General features: G+C 60.5%; 21 protein-coding genes. 10 read left to right on the forward strand and 11 right to left on the reverse strand.

The genetic code is table 11. The features are described from left to right. The first annotated feature begins 2 nt into the window (after window positions 1-2). The 3 genes from ACIGEK_RS16350 (at window position 3) to ACIGEK_RS16360 (ending at window position 2,871) form a co-directional block, all read left to right on the forward strand. The gene (locus ACIGEK_RS16350) at window positions 3-680 is read left to right on the forward strand and encodes a response regulator transcription factor (RefSeq protein WP_397494340.1); all 678 of its coding nucleotides are present in this window, start codon (window positions 3-5) and stop codon (window positions 678-680) included. 347 nt (window positions 681-1,027) lie between these two features. Next, complete coding sequence (locus ACIGEK_RS16355; RefSeq protein WP_397494341.1) at window positions 1,028-1,438, forward strand: LTXXQ domain protein; 411 nt, start codon at window positions 1,028-1,030, stop codon at window positions 1,436-1,438. 89 nt (window positions 1,439-1,527) lie between these two features. Further along, window positions 1,528-2,871 (forward strand): sensor histidine kinase, encoded by a 1,344-nt coding sequence (locus ACIGEK_RS16360; RefSeq protein ID WP_397494342.1) that lies wholly within the window; start codon window positions 1,528-1,530, stop codon window positions 2,869-2,871. On the opposite strand, the gene ACIGEK_RS16365 is transcribed toward ACIGEK_RS16360, so the two are convergent. Next, on the reverse strand, window positions 2,837-3,403 hold the full coding sequence (locus ACIGEK_RS16365) for a nitroreductase family protein (protein WP_397494343.1): 567 nt from the start codon (window positions 3,401-3,403) through the stop codon (window positions 2,837-2,839). The genes ACIGEK_RS16360 and ACIGEK_RS16365 overlap by 35 nt on opposite strands. Window positions 3,404-3,471: 68 nt before the next feature. Further along, entirely contained in the window at window positions 3,472-3,843 is a 372-nt protein-coding gene (locus ACIGEK_RS16370; RefSeq protein WP_397494344.1) for a YkgJ family cysteine cluster protein, read from the reverse strand. A gap of 152 nt (window positions 3,844-3,995) precedes the next feature. Here ACIGEK_RS16370 and ACIGEK_RS16375 point away from each other — a divergent pair, with 152 nt between their 5' ends. Next, the gene (locus ACIGEK_RS16375; RefSeq protein ID WP_397494345.1) at window positions 3,996-5,450 is read left to right on the forward strand and encodes a TrkH family potassium uptake protein; all 1,455 of its coding nucleotides are present in this window, start codon (window positions 3,996-3,998) and stop codon (window positions 5,448-5,450) included. An 82-nt stretch (window positions 5,451-5,532) separates the two neighbouring features. Then, window positions 5,533-6,987: a TrkH family potassium uptake protein gene (locus ACIGEK_RS16380; protein ID WP_397494346.1), complete on the forward strand. Its 1,455-nt coding sequence runs from the start codon at window positions 5,533-5,535 to the stop codon at window positions 6,985-6,987. 8 nt (window positions 6,988-6,995) lie between these two features. Here ACIGEK_RS16380 and ACIGEK_RS16385 read toward each other — a convergent pair whose 3' ends face one another. Beyond that, window positions 6,996-7,997, reverse strand: coding sequence for an AraC family transcriptional regulator (locus tag ACIGEK_RS16385; protein ID WP_397494347.1), 1,002 nt, complete (start codon window positions 7,995-7,997; stop codon window positions 6,996-6,998). A gap of 157 nt (window positions 7,998-8,154) precedes the next feature. Between ACIGEK_RS16385 and ACIGEK_RS16390 the strand changes: the two genes are divergently transcribed. Both ACIGEK_RS16390 and ACIGEK_RS16395 read left to right on the forward strand, forming a co-directional pair. Then, the gene (locus tag ACIGEK_RS16390) at window positions 8,155-8,472 is read left to right on the forward strand and encodes an Mpo1-like protein (protein ID WP_397494348.1); all 318 of its coding nucleotides are present in this window, start codon (window positions 8,155-8,157) and stop codon (window positions 8,470-8,472) included. A 171-nt stretch (window positions 8,473-8,643) separates the two neighbouring features. Beyond that, window positions 8,644-10,032: an adenylate/guanylate cyclase domain-containing protein gene (locus ACIGEK_RS16395; RefSeq protein ID WP_397494349.1), complete on the forward strand. Its 1,389-nt coding sequence runs from the start codon at window positions 8,644-8,646 to the stop codon at window positions 10,030-10,032. On the opposite strand, the gene ACIGEK_RS16400 is transcribed toward ACIGEK_RS16395, so the two are convergent. Next, entirely contained in the window at window positions 10,025-11,083 is a 1,059-nt protein-coding gene (locus ACIGEK_RS16400; protein WP_397494350.1) for a glycosyltransferase family 4 protein, read from the reverse strand. The two genes, ACIGEK_RS16395 and ACIGEK_RS16400, sit on opposite strands and share 8 nt — an antisense overlap. Further along, window positions 11,080-11,898 carry a UDP-2,3-diacylglucosamine diphosphatase gene (locus tag ACIGEK_RS16405; protein WP_397494351.1) on the reverse strand — a complete coding sequence of 273 codons (819 nt, stop codon included), beginning with the start codon at window positions 11,896-11,898 and terminating at the stop codon, window positions 11,080-11,082. The genes ACIGEK_RS16400 and ACIGEK_RS16405 overlap by 4 nt, the downstream gene beginning before the upstream one ends. A gap of 132 nt (window positions 11,899-12,030) precedes the next feature. Here ACIGEK_RS16405 and ACIGEK_RS16410 point away from each other — a divergent pair, with 132 nt between their 5' ends. From ACIGEK_RS16410 to ACIGEK_RS16420, 3 genes are all read left to right on the forward strand, one after another. Then, window positions 12,031-12,780, forward strand: a complete 750-nt coding sequence (locus ACIGEK_RS16410; RefSeq protein ID WP_397494352.1) for an AraC family transcriptional regulator — start codon at window positions 12,031-12,033, stop codon at window positions 12,778-12,780. A gap of 107 nt (window positions 12,781-12,887) precedes the next feature. Further along, window positions 12,888-13,223, forward strand: a complete 336-nt coding sequence (locus ACIGEK_RS16415) for a tRNA-binding protein (protein WP_397494353.1) — start codon at window positions 12,888-12,890, stop codon at window positions 13,221-13,223. After that, window positions 13,220-14,071, forward strand: a complete 852-nt coding sequence (locus tag ACIGEK_RS16420; RefSeq protein ID WP_397494354.1) for a DMT family transporter — start codon at window positions 13,220-13,222, stop codon at window positions 14,069-14,071. The genes ACIGEK_RS16415 and ACIGEK_RS16420 overlap by 4 nt, the downstream gene beginning before the upstream one ends. On the opposite strand, the gene ACIGEK_RS16425 is transcribed toward ACIGEK_RS16420, so the two are convergent. The 6 genes from ACIGEK_RS16425 to ACIGEK_RS16450 form a co-directional block, all read right to left on the reverse strand. After that, window positions 14,072-14,359 carry a SelT/SelW/SelH family protein gene (locus ACIGEK_RS16425; protein ID WP_397494355.1) on the reverse strand — a complete coding sequence of 96 codons (288 nt, stop codon included), beginning with the start codon at window positions 14,357-14,359 and terminating at the stop codon, window positions 14,072-14,074. Window positions 14,360-14,475: 116 nt separating this feature from the next. After that, the gene (locus tag ACIGEK_RS16430) at window positions 14,476-16,530 is read right to left on the reverse strand and encodes a FimV/HubP family polar landmark protein (protein ID WP_397494356.1); all 2,055 of its coding nucleotides are present in this window, start codon (window positions 16,528-16,530) and stop codon (window positions 14,476-14,478) included. 262 nt (window positions 16,531-16,792) lie between these two features. Then, window positions 16,793-18,196 (reverse strand): DHA2 family efflux MFS transporter permease subunit, encoded by a 1,404-nt coding sequence (locus tag ACIGEK_RS16435; RefSeq protein WP_397494357.1) that lies wholly within the window; start codon window positions 18,194-18,196, stop codon window positions 16,793-16,795. Next, the gene (locus ACIGEK_RS16440) at window positions 18,196-18,630 is read right to left on the reverse strand and encodes a MarR family transcriptional regulator (RefSeq protein WP_090248226.1); all 435 of its coding nucleotides are present in this window, start codon (window positions 18,628-18,630) and stop codon (window positions 18,196-18,198) included. Before ACIGEK_RS16440 ends, ACIGEK_RS16435 begins: the two co-directional genes overlap by 1 nt. Window positions 18,631-18,722: 92 nt before the next feature. Then, a complete protein-coding gene (locus ACIGEK_RS16445; RefSeq protein ID WP_397494358.1) occupies window positions 18,723-19,739 on the reverse strand; it encodes a DUF2804 domain-containing protein in 1,017 nt (338 codons plus the stop codon). Window positions 19,740-20,059: 320 nt separating this feature from the next. Beyond that, window positions 20,060-21,223, reverse strand: a complete 1,164-nt coding sequence (locus ACIGEK_RS16450; RefSeq protein WP_397494359.1) for a diguanylate cyclase domain-containing protein — start codon at window positions 21,221-21,223, stop codon at window positions 20,060-20,062. Window positions 21,224-21,243 lie beyond the last annotated feature (20 nt).

The following is a 21,243-nucleotide window of genomic DNA, read 5'->3' on the forward strand; positions in this document are numbered from 1 at the left end:
CCATGAGTGATCTGCTGTTAATCGACGACGACGTCGAACTCTGCGAACTGCTGACCAGCTGGCTGACCCAGGAGGGTTTCCAGGTTAGCGCTTGCCATGACGGCCACAGCGCCCGTAACGCCCTCACCAAGCACAGCCCCGATGCGGTGGTGCTGGACGTGATGTTGCCCGATGGCAGCGGCCTGGAGCTGCTCAAGCAATTGCGCAGCGATCACCCGGAACTGCCGGTGCTGATGCTCTCTGCCCGAGGCGAACCGTTGGACAGGATTCTCGGCCTGGAGCTGGGGGCCGATGATTATTTGGCCAAACCTTGCGATCCCCGTGAACTCACCGCACGCCTGCGCGCCGTCTTACGCCGCAGCCTGCCGGCAACGCCCAGCAGCCCGCTCGACCTCGGCGACCTGCATTACAGTCAGGCGCGCGGCACCGTGACCCTGGGCGAACAGGAAGTGCTGCTGACACTTTCAGAAAGCCGCATTCTCGAAGCTCTGCTGCAACAGCCTGGCGAGCCGGTGGATAAACAGGAACTGGCGCAACTGGCCTTGGGCCGCAAGCTGACCCTATATGACCGCAGCCTTGATATGCACGTCAGCAACCTGCGCAAAAAGCTCGGGCCACATGCAGACGGCCGCCAACGCATTCTGGCGTTACGTAGCCGCGGCTATTACTACAGCGTTTAAAACCTGCTGCGCGTCGGCCCTGCTGCGTTAAAAACCGGCTCGGCAAGCCGCTTGCGGCTAACGCGCTTTAGCGCGACCCGAAGGGCGAGTGAAACGAGTAATGCTCATTTACAGCAGTAAACTCGCGTGCGAGCCCAGTCCGCGTCCTCGCCGCTTTGACCAGCCGGAGGCTGTTACTACGTAGCGCCTTGCAGGACTCTAGCTCGCGAGGTTTTGCACAGTTTTTAAGTTAATCAGTTCAGCCGCGCTCTTTACCTAAGCTTTACCTTGCCCTGACGGCCCTTGACCTTGACCGCCCTAGACTGGGCTCATCCGGTGTTTACCGGTTTCAGACAAGGAGACACACCATGCGCAAGACCCTTACTGCAGTACTGCTCGCTCTGACCCTGCCGACCCTGGCTATGGCCATGCCCGAAGGCGGCCCACAGTACGGCGGCGGCGAGCACGGCTCCCGCATGTTCAAAGAGCTCGACCTGAGCAAAGAGCAGCAGCGCGAAATCCGCAAGCTAATGGGCGAGCAGATGAAAGGCCGCCATGACATCACCAAGCGCTACCTGGACAAACTGCCAGCTGCCGAACAGAAAGCCATGCAGGACGAATTGAAGGCCGCCAAAGACAAACAGCACAGCGCCATCCGCGCCCTGCTCAAACCCGAACAGCAGAAAGCCTTCGACGAGCATCAGAAAAAGATGGAAGAGCGCCGCGCCGAGCACCAGGCATTTAAAGCCTGGCAGGCAGACCAGGCGAAAAAGAATTAACCCAAGCACCGTTGCCTAACGCCCATCAGGCTTTACAGCCTGATGGGCGTTAGCATTTCCACTACAGCCATTACTAATAAGGAGCCACCGTGCGGTCACTGTTCTGGCGCATCTTTGCCAGTTTCTGGCTGGCTATTGCCCTAGTTGCCGGGCTGTCCATGTTGCTTGGGCGCATGCTCAATCAGGACGCCTGGCTGCTTAGCCAGCACCCGGGCATGGAACACCTCGCCGAGACGTGGACCCAACGCTACGAAGAACAAGGCCCACGCGCAGCCCAAGCCCTGCTGGAACAGCGCAAACGCACCTTTCGCGTTGATGTACAGGTGCTCGATGACAGTGGTCAACCGGTAGTAAAAGGGACATTCCCACCGCGTGCAGCAGCCTTTGAGGCGCGCCATCGCAATGAAAAACGCCTGCCCTGGCGCCGCCTGAGTGTCGATTACACAAGCCCGTACAGCGGCGAAACCTATCTGTTTATCTACCGCATCCCGAATCCCGAAGTCGCCGCCTGGCAGCGTGAAAGCCTGCTGATGCCGCTGAGCGCGCTGGGTATCGCCATGCTGGTGCTGACCCTGTTCAGCCTCTGGCTGACGCTCTCCATCACCCGCCCGCTGAATCGCCTACGCGGCGCCGTGCACGACCTAGGGCAAACCGCTTACCAGCAGAACAGCCTGGCCAAATTGGCCGAACGGCGTGATGAGCTCGGCGTTCTGGCGGCCGACTTCAACCGCATGGGCGAACGCGTACAGGGCCTGATCAGCAGCCAGCGCCAGCTGCTGCGGGATGTGTCCCATGAGTTACGTTCACCACTGGCACGCTTGCGCATAGCCTTGGCGCTGACCGAGCGCGCCGATGCTGCCGAGCGGGAAAAATACTGGCCACGCCTGAGCCAGGAGTGCGACCGCCTGGAAGCGCTGATCAGTGAAATCCTCGCCCTCGCTCGCCTCGACGCTGAACCAGGCGCGGCGCAACTGATCAATGTGAACGAGCTGCTGCACAAATTGCAGGAAGACGCGCAACTCGATGCACCAGAACAACAAATCAATATTCAGCTGGAAAGCGACCTACCGTTCAACGGCTGGCCGGATATGCTGCAACGCGCGTTGGACAACCTGCTACGCAACGCCCTGCGCTTCAACCCGGCAGGCCAGGTCATCGAACTGGTGGCCAGCAAAAGCGCCGAGCACCTGTGCCTAAGCGTGCGTGACCACGGCCCTGGCGTTGCGCCTGAGCTGCTGGCACGCCTTGGCGAACCCTTCTACCGTGCCCCAGGCCAGACCAGCAGCGGTCACGGCCTGGGATTGGCCATCGCCCGCCGTGCCGCCGAGCGACATAGCGGCCAGCTGGAACTGAGCAATCATGCCCAAGGCGGCTTTATCGCCACCTTGCGCCTGCCGCTTACTCCGCCGAATCAGGCGCTGGCCAGGCCCTGACAAAGTCACTGACCTGCACCTGTGGCACCGCACGCAGTTCGCGCTCTGGGGTGCCTAGGTAAAGGTAGGCAATAACCTGCTCATCCGCGCTCAGCCCCAGGCCGGCAGCGACCTGAGGGTTGTACGCCATATCACCGGTGCGCCAGACCGCACCAATGCCCTGGGCATGGGCAGCCAGCAGAATGCCGTGAGCGGCGCAGCCTGCCGCCAATACTTGCTCCTGCTCCGGCACCTTCAAGCCAGCCTGCACACGAGCGATCACCAGCACCAGTAGCGGCGCACGCAACGGCATGGCACGTGCCTTGGTCATCGCCTCAGGGCTGGCGTCGACAGGTAATGCAGCGGCAAACAGTTCGCCCAGTCGAACCAAGCCCTCACCTTCCACCGTAAGAAAGCGCCAGGGCCGCAGCTGGCCATGATCCGGCGCGCGCAAAGCGGCGCGAAACAAGAGCTCACGCTGAGCGGCATTGGGTGCCGGCGCAATCAGGCGCGGGGCGGAAACACGGTTTAACAACGCATCAAGAGCATCCATCAGCCACCTCGGCAATTGAAACAGGTGGCCATTCTAGTGCCTGCGCTGCGCGATGGGGTAACCCCGACTCAGGCCACCCGCTCCGGTGAAACGCTCGGCGTAACAGGCGGCATCAACGGCGGCAAGCCGTGTGCGCTGCGCGCCGCATCGCAATGCGGGTTGTGCTCACCGTTGACCCAGGAGGCCTCAAACTCGCGACAGGTGCTGGAGCGCTCTTGATAGAGTGTGCAACGCACACCCTGGCCAACCTCACCTAGCAGGGCTGTACATCGCGTAGGTTTGCTTTCCGTGCCGCGCATGGCGACCCGGTGCGGGGTGATCAGCACCACCTGATCGTCCGGCATCAAACCACCGGCCGATTGGCACTCACCCCAGAAAAATGACACACGAAAATGCGCGCAGCAGGCGCCACAGCTTAGACAAGGATTACTATCGGACATGATTTGGCGGGCTCAGAAACCGGCAAGGGCCGGCACCTGGCGGCTATTCTATGCTGCGCCAAGCGCTTGTAAAGCGCGCATTACGGCTGCTGTACAGCGGCTGCAGCGCGCGTAGAATAACGCCCCTTTGCCCCAGAGCCCGAGCCGACCCCATGTCATTGCCGACACTGCGCATCATCGCTTTTATTCTCGGCATCTTCCTGATCACTCTGGCCGTCAGCATGCTGATCCCCATGCTGACGCTGCTGCTGTATTCGCGCACCGACGACCTCAACGCTTTTCTCTGGTCGAGCCTGGCAACGGCCGCTGCGGGCATTGCCATGGTCATCCCCGGACGACCCAAGGATGCGCAGCTGCGCCCGCGCGACATGTACCTGCTGACCACCGGCAGTTGGTTGGTGGTGTGTATCTTTGCCGCCCTGCCGATGGTGTTGATTCACCATATCAGCTACACAGATGCCTTCTTCGAGACCATGTCCGGTGTAACGACTACCGGCTCAACTGTACTTTCAGGCCTGGACCACGCCTCCCCTGGCCTGCTGATCTGGCGCTCAATGCTGCAATGGCTAGGCGGCATCGGTTTTATCGGCATGGCGGTGGCGATTCTGCCGCTGCTGCGGGTCGGCGGCATGCGCCTGTTCCAGACCGAATCCTCGGACTGGGGCGAGAAGGTCATGCCGCGCTCGCACATGGCCGCCAAATACATCCTGTTTATCTACCTGAGCCTGACCCTGATCGGCTTTCTCAGCTTTTGGCTGGCGGGCATGACACCCTTCGATGCGCTCAATCATGCGATGACCTCGATCTCCACCGGCGGCTACTCCACCTCGGACTCATCCCTGGCCAACTGGAGCCAACCGGCCGTGCACTGGGTGGCGGTGGTGCTGATGATCTTCGGCGGCCTGCCCTTTACCCTGTATGTCGCCACCCTGCGCGGCAACCGCAAGGCGCTGTTCAAGGACCATCAGGTACGCGGCTTTCTCGGCTTTCTGCTTGTCACCTGGCTGGTGTTCGGCACCTGGCTATGGCTGCACTCGGATAACAGCTGGCTGGATGCGTTTCGCATCGTCGCAGTGAATGTCACCTCGGTGGTCACCACCACCGGCTTCGCCCTGGGCGATTACACCACCTGGGGCAGTTTCGCCATACTGCTGTTCTTCTACCTGACCTTTGTCGGCGGCTGCTCAGGCTCCACCTCCGGCGGCCTGAAGATCTTTCGCTTCCAAGTGGCCTATGTGCTGCTACGGGCCAACCTGCAGCAACTGGTGCACCCGCGCGCAGTAATCAAACAGCAGTACAACAACCACAACCTCGATGAGGAGATTGTCCGCTCGCTGATCACCTTTTCGTTTTTCTTCACCATCACCATCGGCGTGATCGCCCTGGGCCTGACCCTGCTTGGCCTGGACTGGGTAACCGCGCTGACAGGCGCAGCGACGGCGGTGTGTAACGTGGGGCCGGGACTGGGGCCGATCATAGGCCCGGCAGGCAACTTCTCCAGCCTGCCAGATGCCGCCAAGTGGCTGCTGACCATCGGCATGCTGCTTGGCCGCCTGGAAATTCTCACCGTGCTGGTACTGGTAACTCGGGCATTCTGGCGGCATTAAAAACGTACCGATCGGGCGATTAGCTAGCAAGCCCGGTTACACCCCCTAGACTCTTGCTATTAATCGAACGGAACCCGCTTAGATGGCTTGGCCGACCCTACGGATCATCGCGTTTATCAATGGCATCTTCCTTCTGACCCTGGCAATCAGCATGGCCGTGCCCATGCTGACCCTGGTGTTGTTTGCGCGGCCTGACGAACTCAACGCTTTTCTCTGGTCCAGCCTCATCACCTTTATCGCCGGCATCGCGATGATTGCCCAAGGCCGGCCCAAGGATGTGCAGCTGCGCCCACGTGACATGTACCTACTGACGGTCTCAAGCTGGGTACTGGTGGGCCTTTTCGCCGCCCTGCCCTTCATGTTCTCCCAACACTTGGGCGTTACCGATGCCGTCTTCGAGAGCATGTCCGGTATCACAGCCACCGGGGCGACCGTACTCTCTGGGCTAGACAGCATGTCGCCAGGGATTCTGATCTGGCGCTCGTTGCTGCACTGGCTCGGCGGGATCGGTTTTATCGCCATGGCCGTGGCGATTCTGCCGATGCTGCGTATCGGGGGGATGCGCCTATTCCAGACCGAATCTTCGGACCGTTCCGAAAAAATCATGCCGCGCTCGCACATGGTCGCCAAATACATGATCGCAGCCTACCTGAGTATCAGCATACTCGGCTGCCTGGCGCTCTGGGCTGCGGGTATGGGGCTGTTCGATGCCATCAACCACACCATGTCGGCCATCGCCACCGGCGGTTTTTCTACCTCGGACCAATCGGTTGGCAAATGGTCCGAGCCGGCGGTGCACTGGGTCACCATCGTGCTAATGATTCTTGGCAGCGTGCCGTTTGTGCTTTATGCCTCAATGCTGCGCGGCAACTACAAGGCGTTGATCCGCGACCAGCAGGTACGCGGCTTTCTCGGTATTTTGCTAAGTACCTGGCTGCTGCTTGGCACCTGGTATTACCTGAGCACCGAACTGCACTGGCTTGAAGCCATTCGCCATGTGGCGTTTAACACCACCTCGATCATGACCACCACCGGCTTTGCCCTAGGTGATTACACGCTGTGGGGCGGCTTTGCCGGCATGCTGTTCTTCTACCTGGGGTTTATCGGCGGCTGCTCGGGCTCAACCGCAGGGGGGCTGAAGATTTTCCGTTTCCAGGTCGCCTACGTGCTGCTCAGGGCCAACCTGATGCAGCTGATCCATCCACGCGCGGTGATCAAGCAGCAATACAACCGCCACCACCTGGATGAAGACATCGTCCGCTCGATTCTGACCTTCTCGTTCTTCTTCACGATCACCATCGCCGTGCTGGCGCTGGGCCTGACGCTTTGCGGCCTGGATTGGATCACCGCACTCAGCGGCGCAGCCAGTACCGTCTCCGGCGTTGGCCCCGGCATGGGCCCGATCATCGGCCCGGCAGGTAACTTCTCCAGTCTGCCGGACACCGCCAAATGGCTGCTGACCTTCGGCATGCTGCTAGGACGCCTGGAAATTCTCACCGTGCTGGTGCTAATGCTGCCGGCCTTCTGGCGACACTAAGTACGTTTTTACATCCGCGCACGGTACTCACCTGGGGTGGTGTCAAACCAGCGGCGGAAGGCGCGGAAGAAGTTGCTCGGGTCGGAAAAGCCCAGCAGGTAGGAAATTTCCAGCAAGGTCAGATTCGCCTGGCCCAGATACTGGCCGGCCAGCTCGCGACGCGTGTCGTCGAGTAGATGCTGATAGCTGGTGCCTTCGTCCTGCAAACGCCGCTGCAAAGTGCGCTCGGACAGCAACAGCGCTTGTGCCACAGCCTCACGCTTAGGCTCGCCCTGGGGCAGCATCCGGCATAACACCTGACGCACCTGATGGGTCACCCGCGTACCGGAAAACCGCGCCAGGTAATCGCCGGCAAAACGATCATGCAGCTGCGCCAGCGCCTCGTTGGCCGATGGTAGCGGGGCATCCAGATCGGCACGCTCAAATAGCAAGGCATAGTGCTCGGCGTTGAATTTCAACGGGCACTGGAACACCTCTTCATAAGGCGCCAGATCCTCCGGAGCCGGCCCCATCAGACTGACCAGGCGCGGGCGCAACGGTTTGCCGGTCAGCCAGCGGCAGAATGCCAGGGAGTGCGCCAGCGAGGCTTCGGCGCTTTGGCGGGCCGAGGGCAGGCGATCACCATGAATCGCCAGGAGCATTTCATAGCCCTCGGCAGTGGGATGAAAACTGAGGTCGGCGCCCTCGCCGATAATCCGTTGATAACGCACCAGGCGGGCAAAACCTTCCTGCAGGTTGCGGCTGCTCATCACCGCATAGCCCACCACATTGAAGGAGGATGGCCGCAGAATCTTTGCCATATTCAGGCCGATGGCCGGATTTCCAGAGGCCTCCACAGCGAGGTGCCAGAGGCGGGTCATGGCATCTTGGGCAAAGCGCGCATCGGAGTCGTTCAAGGCTGCATAGTCGAGCCCCAGCTGGGCAAACAGACTGCGGCAATCAACCCCGCCAAGCTCCAGGGCCGCGACAATCCCCGAGGCCCAGCTGGATGAAGTGGTACGTTCGCTCATGACGTGTTCTGTTCTTATTAGGGAGTCTGGAGGGCGACAGAAGGATACTAAACTGGCACCTAATGTCAGTGGCCCAGCGCGTCAGTCGACCTAGACTGCAAGCAAGCCGCTTCAGCCGCAAGCCTGGTGGCGCTCAAAAGAATAAGAGGAGGCCCCGATGAGCACTGAAACCCACGAACGCTTCAACAGCTTCGCCGAGTTCTACCCCTATTACCTGCAGGAGCACAGCAACGCCACCTGCCGCCGTCTGCACTATGTTGGCAGCCTGTTGGTGCTCTGCGTGCTGGGCTATGCCCTGGGCACTCAGCAGTGGCTGTGGCTGCTGGCCATACCGCTGACTGGCTACGGCTTTGCCTGGGTCGGCCACTTCGTCTTCGAAAAGAACCGCCCTGCCACCTTCGATTACCCGTTCTACTCGCTGATGGGCGACTGGGTGATGCTCAAAGATGCCTTTACTGGGCGCATCAAGTTTTAACAGCCCACCTCAAGCGACCGCTGGCACAGGCGGCGCTGCCGTTCGGCTGCCGCGCTTGGCGGTTACGGTGGGCTTGGTTATGATCCTTGGCTTATTTTGCGCAGCCGGCACGGTGCGCCACCCAGGCACCCAACAGAGGTGCCAGACGAGCAGCAGGGACTGTCCCATCGGATGAATGTCAAAAGCGCCCCCCGCATTACCGCACTACCGGCACCGCCGCTGCGTGAGTACTACTCCCGTGTCCTGGCCTATATCGCCATCGCGGCCAGTATTGCCGCCGGCACCTACACCCAGCATTTCGGTTACGACATTCTCTGGATGGTACCCTACGCCCTGCTCTATCCACACTTGGCGCACCATCTGAGCCTGCGTTTCAAGCGCGAGCATCCGCAACGCACCACCCTCAGCCTGCTGTTTATTGACGCCCTGCATTGTGGCGGCGCCATCGCGCTGCTGGGTTTATCCGTTGTGCCATCCCTGATGGCCCTGCTAACGATGGCCTTCAGCGCACTGGTCATAGGTGGTCTGCGCTACCTAGGGCTGGCATCTCTGATCGCCCTGAGCAGCGCAGTCTTTACCGTTGCCATCGCTGGCGTCACAGCGAACATCCATACGCCTGCATTAGTGGCACTGGTCAGTATCGGCTTTACCACCCTGTATATCTGCATCACCGCCTACTTCGTACACCAGCAGGGCCTGCGTCTGAGCCAGGTGCGCAACGAGATCACCCGCGAGCAGGAAAAGGCTGCACGGCTGGCGCGCAACCTGGCCAAGTACCTATCGCCGCAAGTGTGGGAGTCGATCTTCACCGGCAAGAAAAGCGTGCGTCTGGAAACCCAGCGCAAGAAACTCACGGTATTTTTCTCCGACATCAAGGGCTTTACCGAGCTAGCCGAGGAACTGGAAGCCGAAGCCCTGACCGACCTGCTCAACACCTACCTCAACGAAATGTCAAAAATCTGCCTGAAATACGGCGGCACTATCGACAAATTCGTCGGCGACTGCGTGATGGTGTTCTTTGGCGACCCGAGCAGCAAAGGCGCAAAGAAAGATGCGGTGAATGCCGTGTCCATGGCCATCGCCATGCGCAAGCATATGAAAGTGCTACGCCAGCAGTGGCGCGCCCAGGGCATCACCAAACCACTGGAAATCCGCATGGGCTTGAACACCGGTTATTGCACGGTGGGCAACTTCGGCGCCGATACGCGCATGGACTACACCATCATCGGCCGCGATGTGAACCTTGCCAGCCGCTTGGAAAGCGCCGCTGAGTCCGGTGAGATCCTGATTTCCCACGAGACCTATTCGCTGATCAAGGACGTGATCATGTGTCGCGACAAGGGCCAGATCAACGTCAAGGGTTTTACCCGACCGGTACAGATCTATCAGGTGGTGGATTTCCGTCGTGACCTGGGCGCCACGTCCAGCTATGTCGAGCACGAGCTGCCAGGCTTTTCCATGTACCTGGACACCAACGGCATCCAGAACTTCGACAAGGAAAAGGTCATCCAGGCCCTTAGTCAGGCAGCCGATAAGCTGCGTGACAAGGTGATCATGTAAGCGCCTGATCACGCCCTACTGCATGTAAGCCCTGCCCAGCTGGCATGCACAGCTCACCGTCCAGCAACGGCTGCTGCGCCAGAAATTCCAGCGCCGAAGCACGCCAGGATTGCCGCGCCGCCAACTCGGCGCAACGCGCGCGATCCAGGCCCAAGGCCGCCATACAGGCCGCGCGCAAGTCCTCATGCATGACTCCGCTAACACCCGCCTGCAACACATCCAGCGGCCCACTGACCGGAAACGCCGCAACCGGTGTGCCGCAGGCCAAAGCCTCAAGCATCACCAAGCCATAGGTATCGGTGCGCGAGGGAAATACCAGCACGCTGGCGCTCTGAAAGGCTTTGGCCAGGGCCTGACCATGCTGATAGCCGAGAAAGCGCACTTGCGGATAAGCCGCCTGCAACGCCTCACGCTGCGGGCCATCGCCAACCACATGCTTCTCTCCCGGCAGATCAAGGGCGAGAAACGCTTCGATATTTTTCTCCGGGGCAATCCGCCCGACATACAGAAATATCGGCCCTGCCTGGCTTGACGAGGTTAGCGCAGGGCGAAATAGCCGTGTATCGACACCCTTGCGCCAGAGCACCAGGCGCTTGAAACCCCAGCCGGCGAACTCGTCGCGCATGCGCTCGGTGGTCACCAGCACCGCCTGGCTTGAGCGATGAAACGCGCGTAGAAAGGCATAGCCCCAGCGCAGCGGCACACGGGGCCAACGCGTATGTACATATTCGGGAAAGCGCGTATGAATCGCGCTGGAAAAAGCCAGGCCGCGTGTACTCAGCCAACGCCTGGCCGCCCAACCCAGTGGGCCTTCGGTGGCCAGGTGCACGCAGTCCGGCTGAAATGCACGAATCGCTGGCCCTACCCGCCAGAGGTTCCACACCAATGGAATTTCCCGGTAGCTGGGGCAAGGCACCGCACGAAAATCCGCCGGTGACAGCAGTTTGACCTGATGGCCGAGGCCACGTAGCTCGCTGATCAACGCCTGCAAACTGGTAACTACACCATTGACCTGCGGTGACCAGGCGTCGGAGACGATCAGAATCCTCACAGGGCCGGCTCGGCAGCGGCTACTGGCGCCGCCTGCAGCTGACGCGCCTGATCATCGGCCAGGCGATACAACTCGATACTGCCATCCAGATGCTCGATCAACGCCGTGCAGGACTCCACCCAGTCGCCGCAATTCATGTACTCGACATCACCCATCGGGCGGATTTCGGCATGATGAATATGCCCGCAAATAACGCCATTGAAGCCACGCTTGGCGCACTCATGGACGATGGCTTCTTCAAAGTCGCTGATGAAGTTCACCGCTGTCTTGACCTTGTGCTTGAGGTACGCCGACAGCGACCAATAGCCGTAGCCATAGCGGCTACGCCAATAATTCAACCAGCGGTTGAGGGTCAGGGTGAACTCGTAAGCCGAGTCGCCAAGAAAGGCCAGCCAGCGGTGATAGCGTGTAATCACGTCAAACTGATCACCGTGAATCACCAACAGCCGCCGGCCATCAGCAGTGAGGTGCTCCGCCTCGTCGACCAGCTGGATATTGCCGAGCATCAGGCTGGAGTAGCGACGCAAAAATTCATCATGGTTGCCGGTGACGTAGATCACCTCGGTGCCGCGCTTGCTCATGGTCAGCAGGCGGCGGATCACATTGCTGTGCGACTGCGGCCAGTACACCCCGCTACGCAGCTTCCAGCCGTCGATGATGTCGCCGACCAGGTAGATCTTGTCGGTCTGATAGCGTTTGAGAAACGCTGCCAGGTGTTCGGCCTGACAATCCCGAGTGCCCAGGTGCACGTCGGAAATCCACAGGGTACGGACGCGTTGCTTGCGGCTGGGCTTGGCGAGCTGGGCACTGGTCATGGACGACCTCCGGCTGGGTTTGCTCGAGTCTGCGCAGACGTGGTGAAAAGTGCATGACAGGCGAATGGCAGTTCAATGACAGCGCACCAGCCAGATCTACAGGTAGACTTAGCGCCTGAAAAGGAGCCCGCCATGTCCTCGCTGCTTTCGCTGCGTCATTACAGCCATGAACTGCTCAGCCACAGTCACGACCACGCGCAGCTGGTGTTTGGCCTGAGCGGCTTGCTGGAGTTCGAAATTGCCGGGCATGGCAGCCAGGTGAAACGCCAAACACTGGCCGTGGTGCCCAGTGATGCGCAACACGCCTGCGGTAGCAAAGATGGCAGCCACTGCCTGGTGCTCGACGTTCCCGCAGACAGCTGGCTGCAGCAACAGCTGGGGCGGCATCTGGATGCCACGCGCCGCCTGCTGGAAAAACCCGCTGCCGTCAGCCTCAACCCGGCGCAAAGCCAACTGGTCAGCTGGTTGGCAGCCAGCCCGATCAATGACCCGGTGATTGCCCAACAAGGCGCAGCCCTGCTCTTGGCCAGCCTGGCCAATGGCGACAGTCCGGCCCCTACCGGCAGCATGCTACCGCTGACGGCACTGGATGCGCACATCGACCAACATGCCGCGCACCCCTTACAGGTTGCTGATCTGGCGCGCGTGGCCGGCCTGTCGGCGGCGCGTTTTCACGCCCGCTTTCTCGATGAGACCGGGCAAACACCGATGGACTATGTGCGCAGCCGCCGTCTGCAGTTGGCGCGTCAGTTGCTGCAGGGCAGTAACCTGGCGATTGGTGAGATCGCCGCACGGGTTGGCTACAGTTCACAAAGTGCCTTTAGCGCCGCCCTATCGCGGCATCTCGGCGTGACACCTCGGCAACTGCGCCGCACTGATTAATTCACGGGCTCCAGCGACAAGAGCCTGGCGACAAAACCCGCGATTCCTGAGACAGACAAGGGCACAGATAGGCACCTAGACTGCCCGGCAGAATCGAGGAGTCGCCTATGCAAAACATCGAATGGCAGGATTTCGAAAAGGTGGAGCTGCGCGTCGGCACCATTCGCGCAGCCCGTCCCAATGAAAAAGCCGTAAAACCCGCCTACGTGCTGGAAGTGGATCTCGGCGAACTGGGCATCAAAACCTCCAGCGCCCAGCTCACCGCCCACTACAGTTGCGAGCAGCTACTCGGCCGCCAGGTGCTGTGCGTGTGCAATTTCGCCGTCAAACGCATCGCCGGTGTGCGCTCCGAAGTTTTGGTGACGGGTGTGTATGACGCCGACAACCGCGTGGTACTGGCCGGCTTCGACAAACCGCTACCGAACGGCGCGCGCCTGGCATGAATCAACGTAATGCGCTGTGGGCGATCCATCTGGGCGCCCTGCTGTTTGGTCTATCCGGCATATTCGGCAAGCTGGCCAACACCACCCCGCAGATGATCTCAGCCGGCCGCGCCGTGTTCGCCGTCGCGGCCTTGCTGCTGTTCGCCAAGCTAGTCAGCAACGCGCGCCTGGTCCGCCTCGGCTTGCGCCAGACCAGCCTACTGGCCCTCGGCGGCGTGTTGCTTGGCGGTCACTGGTGGAGTTTTTTCGAGTCTGTGCATATCTCCGGCGTAGCCATCGCCACCCTCGGCTTTGCCAGCTTTCCGGCGTTTACCGTATTGCTTGAGGGCTTGCTGTTCCGCGAGCGCACGCGGCCGGTCGAGTACGCCATGGTGGTACTGGTGTGCCTGGGCCTGGTGTTGGTCACCCCAGATTTCGACCTGAGTAGCCAGGCCACCAGCGGCCTGCTCTGGGCGGTGTTGTCCGGCCTGCTGTTCGCCCTGCTGTCGCTGCTCAACCGCGCCAGCACCCGCGGCATCGAGCCCGTCCAGGCGGCGCTGTACCAGAACCTCACCGTACTGCTGGTGTTTATCCCTTTGGCCTGGCCGACACTGCCCAGCGTGCAGGCACAGGATTGGCTGTGGATGGCCATGCTTGGGATCTTCTGCACGGGCCTGGCGCATAGCCTGTTCGTCGCCAGCCTGCGGGTACTCAAGGCACGCACCACGGCGGTGATTTTCGCCCTGGAGCCGATCTATGGGATTGCCTTCGCCTGGCTGCTTTTCAGCGAAGTGCCGACGTTTCGCATGCTCGCCGGCGGCCTGCTGATTGTTAGCGCAATCTTTCTTTCGGCACGGATAGCCAAGTGATTAACCCGTGCGGTCGTTATGGCCCAGATCCCGAGCAGGGTCGATCTGATCACGCAAGCGCTGCTTGAGCACCTTGGCCTCGGGGAAACCGCCATCAAGCTTGCGCTCCCAAATCTGCGCGCCATCACAGGTAACGCGAAATACGCCGCCAGTGCCAGGTTCCAGGCAAACTCTGGACAGATCGTCGGTAAAGGTCGACAGCAGCTCCTGAGCGAGCCAGGCAGCGCGCAGTAACCACTGACATTGCGTGCAATAGGTGATGACCACTTCGGCTTTCGGGCTGGACATTGGCAGGCTCGCGACGGATGAAAAATCGATGATAACGCGCAGCGGCCTTACCTGGTGCACCCAGAAAAACGCCCGTGGACCAGAGGCACGCGGGCGTTGAGCAACAGCACCATGTATTAGGCGATTTTTGCCAGCAGCTGACGCGCCTCCTGCTTCTGCTCTTCATCACCCTCTTTGATCACTTCATTGAGGATCTGGCAGGCACTGTCCAGGCTGCCCTGCTCGATATAGGCCAGGGCCATGTTCAGCTTGGACAGGTTTTCGCGGTTGCCGGCCAGCTCATCAAAGTCATCCAGTAGTTCCACGTCGAGCACGTCACCGCCCCAGCCATCGCTGGAATCTTCCACCAGCATCGACTCGGCAAACGGGCTGCGCGCATCACGGCTGCCTGACAGCTCGAAGATATCCGAAGTCTTGCGTTTGGCCGCAGTACTGTTATCGGCCTTGTCCGCCACTTTTTTCTGCGCAGCAGGAGCAAAGGGGCTGACCAGATCCCAGTCGGCATCCAGCGACATATCGTCCAGATTGAGCTGGCCGTCATTGGCGGCCTTATCTAGCGGCTGCGCCTCGACTTCATCCAGTTCCAGCACCACGTCGTCCAGCAGGCTGGACGGCGGCGCGCTGAACAGCTCGGCATGCCGCGCCTTCAATTCATCGATCCGCGCCGGGGTAAAGCCGGAAGCCCGCACTAATGCTTCATGAGCGACAAAGCCCTGGACATCGCCCAGCAAGGCCAACACTTCCAGCAGACGGAAACCGATATCACTGCGCTGCGGCTGTGCGTCCCAAGCCTTGCGCAAGGTACTGGCGGCCTCACTCAGGCGACCGTAAGCGATATACACGTTGGCACTTTGCAGCGCATCTTCACCTGCTGAAGGCCATACCGGTCCGCCACGCGGCGCCTCGCGCACGCTCAGAGCCACTGCGGCTGCCGGTGCGACTGCTGCTATAGCTGGTGCAACTGGCGCCGCAGGCATGCTCGGGGTCAACGCAGCCGCAGCTGGAACAGGCGCTGGCTCAACGGGTTTTCTGCTGCGCCAGAATAGGCCCGCCACGCCCGCCAGCAACAGCGCCAGCAGACCGGCGATAATCGCCAACCAGTTGCTGCCTGATTCGGCTGTAACCGCCGCGGGTGCCGCAACCAGCGCAGGCACAGGCGCTGCAGTTGTTTCGGTTCTCGCTTGGCGCGCGGCCAACTCGGCCTGCAGGCCAGCAATCTGCTGATCCCGAGCGTCCATCTGCTCCTGCAACTGCTGCACCTGCAAGCCCAGCTGCGCCAGGCTCTGTTGCAATTGCAAGGTTTCGCTAATCTGGCTGGCCAGCTCCTGCTCAACGCGGGCCTGCTCTTGAATCAGCAGCTCAGCCGGCGGATCAACCGGCAGTTGAGCACCAGGATCGACCACAGTCTCTGGCAATGCCGATGCCGCGACAGATGTTTCGACTACTGCAGGCAAGGCACTGGCGAGGCTATCGGGCAAGAGCAATTGCGCCCCGGCACGCAGGCGATTGATATCGCCATTGATAAAGGCCTGCGGATTAAGCGCATGGATATCGCTCATCAGCGCCTGGGGTGTAACCTGCCCGGCATCAGCAGCCAGACTTGTGGCTATCTTCCACAAGCTGTCGCCGCTGACCACGTTGTAGCGATTACCCTGCTGCGCGGCGGGCATTACTGCCGAGCGCACAGGCGCGGTAGTGGCTTCGCGAGACGTAGCCGCTACGACAGCTGGCGCGGCAGATGCTGAAGGTGCGGCCAGGCTGCGATAAGCGGCAGAGCTGGGCGGATCGAGCAGCACGGTGTACTCGCGGTACAACTGACCATTAGGCCGTACCACTTCGACAATAAAGTTCAGGTAAGGCTCGCGCACGGGCTGAGTCGACACCACGCGAATCACGCTCTTGCCGCCACGCAACAGCGGGGTAAAACGCAGGTCACTGAAGAAGTACAGGCGGTCAACGCCGGAACGGCTGAACACTTCGGCGGGCGCCAGGCGCACGCGCATGTCGGCGTCGGTCAGATCGCCTACATCAAACAATTCAATTTCGGCATCCAGCGGCTGACTAAGCGCCGAATGCAGGGTGATTTCGCCCAGGCCAAGTGCTGGAACCAGCCCAGAATAGAGGGCTGAGCTGGACGCCAGACCAATCAGTAATTGACGAACCTTTGCCATAAAAACGCTCCCGGTGAATCCGCCCCTGCGCCCTCGCCACTTCACGTCCACGACGTGCGCTTCCAGCGCTTGCGAGAGTATAGAAGACGGCAAATGTTGCCTTGGGAAGTACGCTCCGTGTTTAACCCGGCTGGTGCATGGCAATAATTACGGCGCACTGAATAGACAAATACCAAACGCCGCTCGGCAAAAAGCCATCACAGGTGCAAGCATAGGCTCACAGTCAAGAAAATGACAACTCCATCACACTAACACTGAGCTGTCAGCGCCTTGTCGATTTGACGCCCCAGGCCGCCAACACCGTAACCGCGAACACCCCGGCCACCAGCCAGAAACTTTGCTTGAAGGCGAGCATCTCCGCGAAGTGATCGCCGCCTTCAGCGCTGTGTCGCCACTCCAGAAAGAAGGTCAGCAGATTAACCCCAAATGCGCCGCCTAGCTGACGGACGAAGGTAATAGCCCCCGCGCCCTGAGCCAATTCTTCGGAGCTGAGGATATCCAGTGAACCGGTACTCAAGGCCGGCAGCAATACACCCAGGCCAATGCGCCCGACGCAGGCCCAGAAACACAGCTGGATAAACGAGGCGCCCTGATCGACCCAGGCCAGCCCCGCCGCCGACAGCGCAAAGATCAGCAGGCCGGCACTCAGCAGCACGGCGGCAGACAGCCGATCACTGAGCCAGCCGCCGAGAAAGGATGCCATGCCCATCAACAGCCCAGCCGGCAGCAGCAGCAGACCCGAGCGCCCGGCGCTAAAGCCTTCAACGGTCTGCAGGTACAGCGGGATCAGGTAAGTCGAGCCATACAGGCCCAGGCCAAGGGTCAGGGCGACCCAGCTGGCACTGCGAAACCCGGAATGCCGCCACAGCGCCAGGGGCAGCAGCGGCTGAGCGGAGCGGCGGCTGCGCAGCATAAACGCCACTCCCGCCAGCAGCGCCAGGCAACCCGGCAACCAGACCCTCGGCGTCGTCCAGGCAAAACGCTGCGCTTCGGCCAGAAAACCCAGCGCGGCAAATATCGCCACACACAGACAGGCAAATGCCTGGATATCTAAACGTGGCGTGCTGCGCTCACGCTCACTGGGCAGCAACCATTGCCCCGCGAGCATGGCCAGCAAGCACATCGGCAGCGGCATCCAGAAGATCGACGGCCAGCCGAAATGATCGACCAGGTAACCACCGATCCCCGGCCCCAGCGATGGCGCCAACATCACACCCAGGCCATAGATGCCCAGCGCCATGCCGCGCCCACCGTCGGCGAATACACGAAAGATCAGCACCATAGCCAACGGCTGCACGATTCCCGCACACAGCCCCTGCACAATGCGCAGGGCAATCAGCTGCCAGGCGGCGTGAGCCACCAGCGCCAACAGTGAACTGAGGATAAACAGCAGCAGGCCGAATTGCGCCGTACGCCTCGCGCCGAAGCGCGCCTGAGCCCAGGCGGCCAACAGCAGGCCAGCGGTCATGGCCGCGAGAAATCCATTGGACAACCACTGCGCCAGCGGCCGGCCGATGGCGAAATCCGCCATGATCGCCGGCAGGGCGACATTGATACTGGTGGAGGCCAACACCATGGCCATGCTGCCGACCATCAGCAACGCCAGCAGCCACTGCGGATATCGCGGACCGAAGCGTTGCTGCAAGCTCTGCAGGTCGTCACGCATCAGCGTTTTTCCAGGTTACTCAACACCTGGGCATGGACCTTCTGGCAGCGGCGCAATTCGTCTTCATCGATGCCGGCGAACACTTCCTGGCGCAGTTGTGCGGAGATCGCTTCGATCTTTTCAATCAACGGGCGAGCCTGTGGGCTGAGGGCAATCTTCTTCGCGCGACGGTCTTCCGGCACCGCCTGGCGGCTGACCAGACCCTGAGCTTCCAGGCTGTCGAGCAGGCGCGCCAGAGTCGGCCCTTCAACGCCGACGCTCTGCGCCAACTCGCGCTGGGTCGGTAATTCGGCAAAGCGCCCCAGGTGCAACAGCACCAGCCAACGGGCTTGCGATAGCCCAAGACCGACCAGGCGGCGATCCAGTTCGGCGCGCCAGGCGCGGGAGAGTTGGGCAACTTGCATGGCAAAACGGTGTTGATCGGTATGCGACATGGACAACGGCTCTTAACTATAAAAAACTAATTATTAGCCAGCTAACCATAACCCTTATAACGAGGCAAGCCTGCAGAAGGTCTACAACCGTTTCACCACTTTACATACTGATCTTCAACAAAGCCCCAGAGGTTGTCGATACGCACTTCGGGGCGGCCAATCGGGCGCAGCACGCCGCTGAACTGACCGAATATCTGTTTGAAGTTGCTCGCCAGAAGCCCCACGTTCAGCCGTTCTTTATGCAGACCACGCCCCTCGAAACGCAGGTCTACCTGGCCGTCAAACGAGTTGATCAACCAGGGCTGCAAGGGTTGATCGCGATCAAAGGCAAAACGCACGGTATCGACCTTGAGCAGCTCGCCATCCAGCCAGAAACAGTTCTCGGTAAAGCTACTTTCATTGACCCCGCAAGACAGGTTCAACCCCACCCGCTGTTCACCTGCCAGGCCAGACAGACAGGCCCAGTTCCAGTGGGTTTCAGGGCGCATATAACCAGCCGACCAATCGTGATGAGCAAACGCACCGATCTGCGCCAGGTCGAAATCCCCCAGCGCGCTGCGCACCTGCCCCGTGCAGCGCACCCCCGCCACCTTCTGCGCATAGACCCAGCCATTGACCGCAGTCGGCGTGTTGATGCACATCGGCTGAAAAGCAGGCTCTGCCTCGGAGAAGCAGGCGTCGATCCGTGTGCCGTCGTCCAGCTCTACCAACAGGCGTTTTTCCCGCGAGGCAGCACTGTTCTCCAGGCGCAGCAGATTGCCGCCGCTGCGCAACTCGCACATACCCTGATCGGGAGTCTGAGAAAACTGGCTGCCAAAGCCCAGCGGCAGCTTGAACTGGCGCTCAATCATGCGCCCGCTGGCCGGGTGGAACAGATAGACAAAACCCACACCCAGCAGACTGAGGTTGGCCAGCGCGCAGCCGCCAATCAGCTCATCGCTGATCAGGCCGAAATACTGAAACTGATGGAAGCGCCGCCATTTGGCCAACGCGCCCAGCTTGCGGCCCATGGGTGAACGGAAATCAAAATCGCGGTAATTGATCAGCCCCGGCGCGGCGGGAAAGATGCCGTAATGCGGCTGGCCGTTGGCCTGGATCAGTCGGTCCATCGGAGCAATCACTCAAGGAAAAAACCTCAGCGATGCTAGCACCGCGACTTCGCTGCAGGCATTCACCACAGGCGCCAAGCGCAGCGGCAAAATCGGCCACCCCTTCTTTAGAATCTGCTTACGATCTCCCGAGCTAGAGTCCTGCAAGGCAAAACGGGGGAGGAAGCGGACTGGGCTCACACACGAATGTACTTTTGTACATGAGTATCACTCGTTTCACTCGCCCTTCGGGCCGCGCTAAAGCGCGTTAGCCACAAGTAGCTTGCCGAGCCGGTTTTTAACGCAGCAGGGCCGACGCGCAGCAGACCGTAAACAGATTTTCAGGCCACCACCTGATTACGGCCAAACGCCTTGGCCTCGTACAGAGCGCGATCCGCATGCTCGTAGAGCTGCGCCAACGCACCACCTGCGGCAGGTTGGATACAGGAAATACCAATCGACATGGTCAGCATGCTCGCCGTATCCGAGCCGGCATGTTCGATATTCAAGGTTTGCAGCGTCTGGCGTAGCGCTTCACCGTGGTGCCGCGCTTCGGCTTCGCCAATATCGTAGAGCAGCACGGCAAACTCTTCGCCGCCCAGGCGTACGGCCATGTCCAGCGGGCGCCGCGCCGCGTCCTGCAGCAGGCTACCAATACGCTGCAACACGTTATCGCCGGCCTGGTGGCCGTAGTGATCGTTGTAGGCCTTGAAGTGATCAACATCGCAGAGCAGCAACGCCAAGCTGCGATGTTCACGCTGAGCCTGACGCCAGAGGCGCTCAAACTGGCGGTTGAAGCTGCGCCTGTTGTGCAAGCCAGTCAGACTGTCGTGATCGGCCAATACGCGCATCAGCCGGCTGATCAGAAAATGCTCGCGCGATTTGAACTCCAGTAGGTAACACCCCACCGCGCCCATCAGATTACCGAACAGCAGAAACAGGGTGTTATTGATCAGCCGAGGCACCGGCAAGCTGGCCACCAGCAGCTCGACGCAGACGTAGACCAGCAGCACCAGCAAAGAGCAACACAACGCTTCGATCAGCCGTAAGCCAGCGAGAAAGTATGCGGCCATGCAGACCAGCAACAGCCCCTCATAGGGGTAGCTAGGATCAACACGATGGGCAATGCCCACCACAAAAGACGCCGCTGCTCCCAGCGCCAACAGGCAGACCAAAGTCAACGGTTGCAGTAGATAAATATGCTTGCGCTGAATCAGCAGCCCGCCGAATAGGCACAGCAAGACTAAAACGGCAAGACGGATGGCCAGCATCCACCACACCTCGGGCGCTTTGATCAGGACGAAATCGAACGCGGCAAAGGCCAGCCACACCAGAATGCCCACGACCAGAGCAATGCGTTTGAGTTCGAAGGTGTCGTCACGCACATAATTGCGATACTCCTGCTCCAACGGCCGGGAGAAACGCAATAGACGAAAGCCCAAGGCGAGCTGATCGGCGTAGGGGCTGGGGCGAACATCGTCTAGCCAGGCATGGGAAAGCGACACCGGAACCTCTGCAGCTGGAT

The organism is Pseudomonas sp. NPDC079086 (assembly GCF_044542155.1).
Lineage (GTDB): Bacteria > Pseudomonadota > Gammaproteobacteria > Pseudomonadales > Pseudomonadaceae > Aquipseudomonas.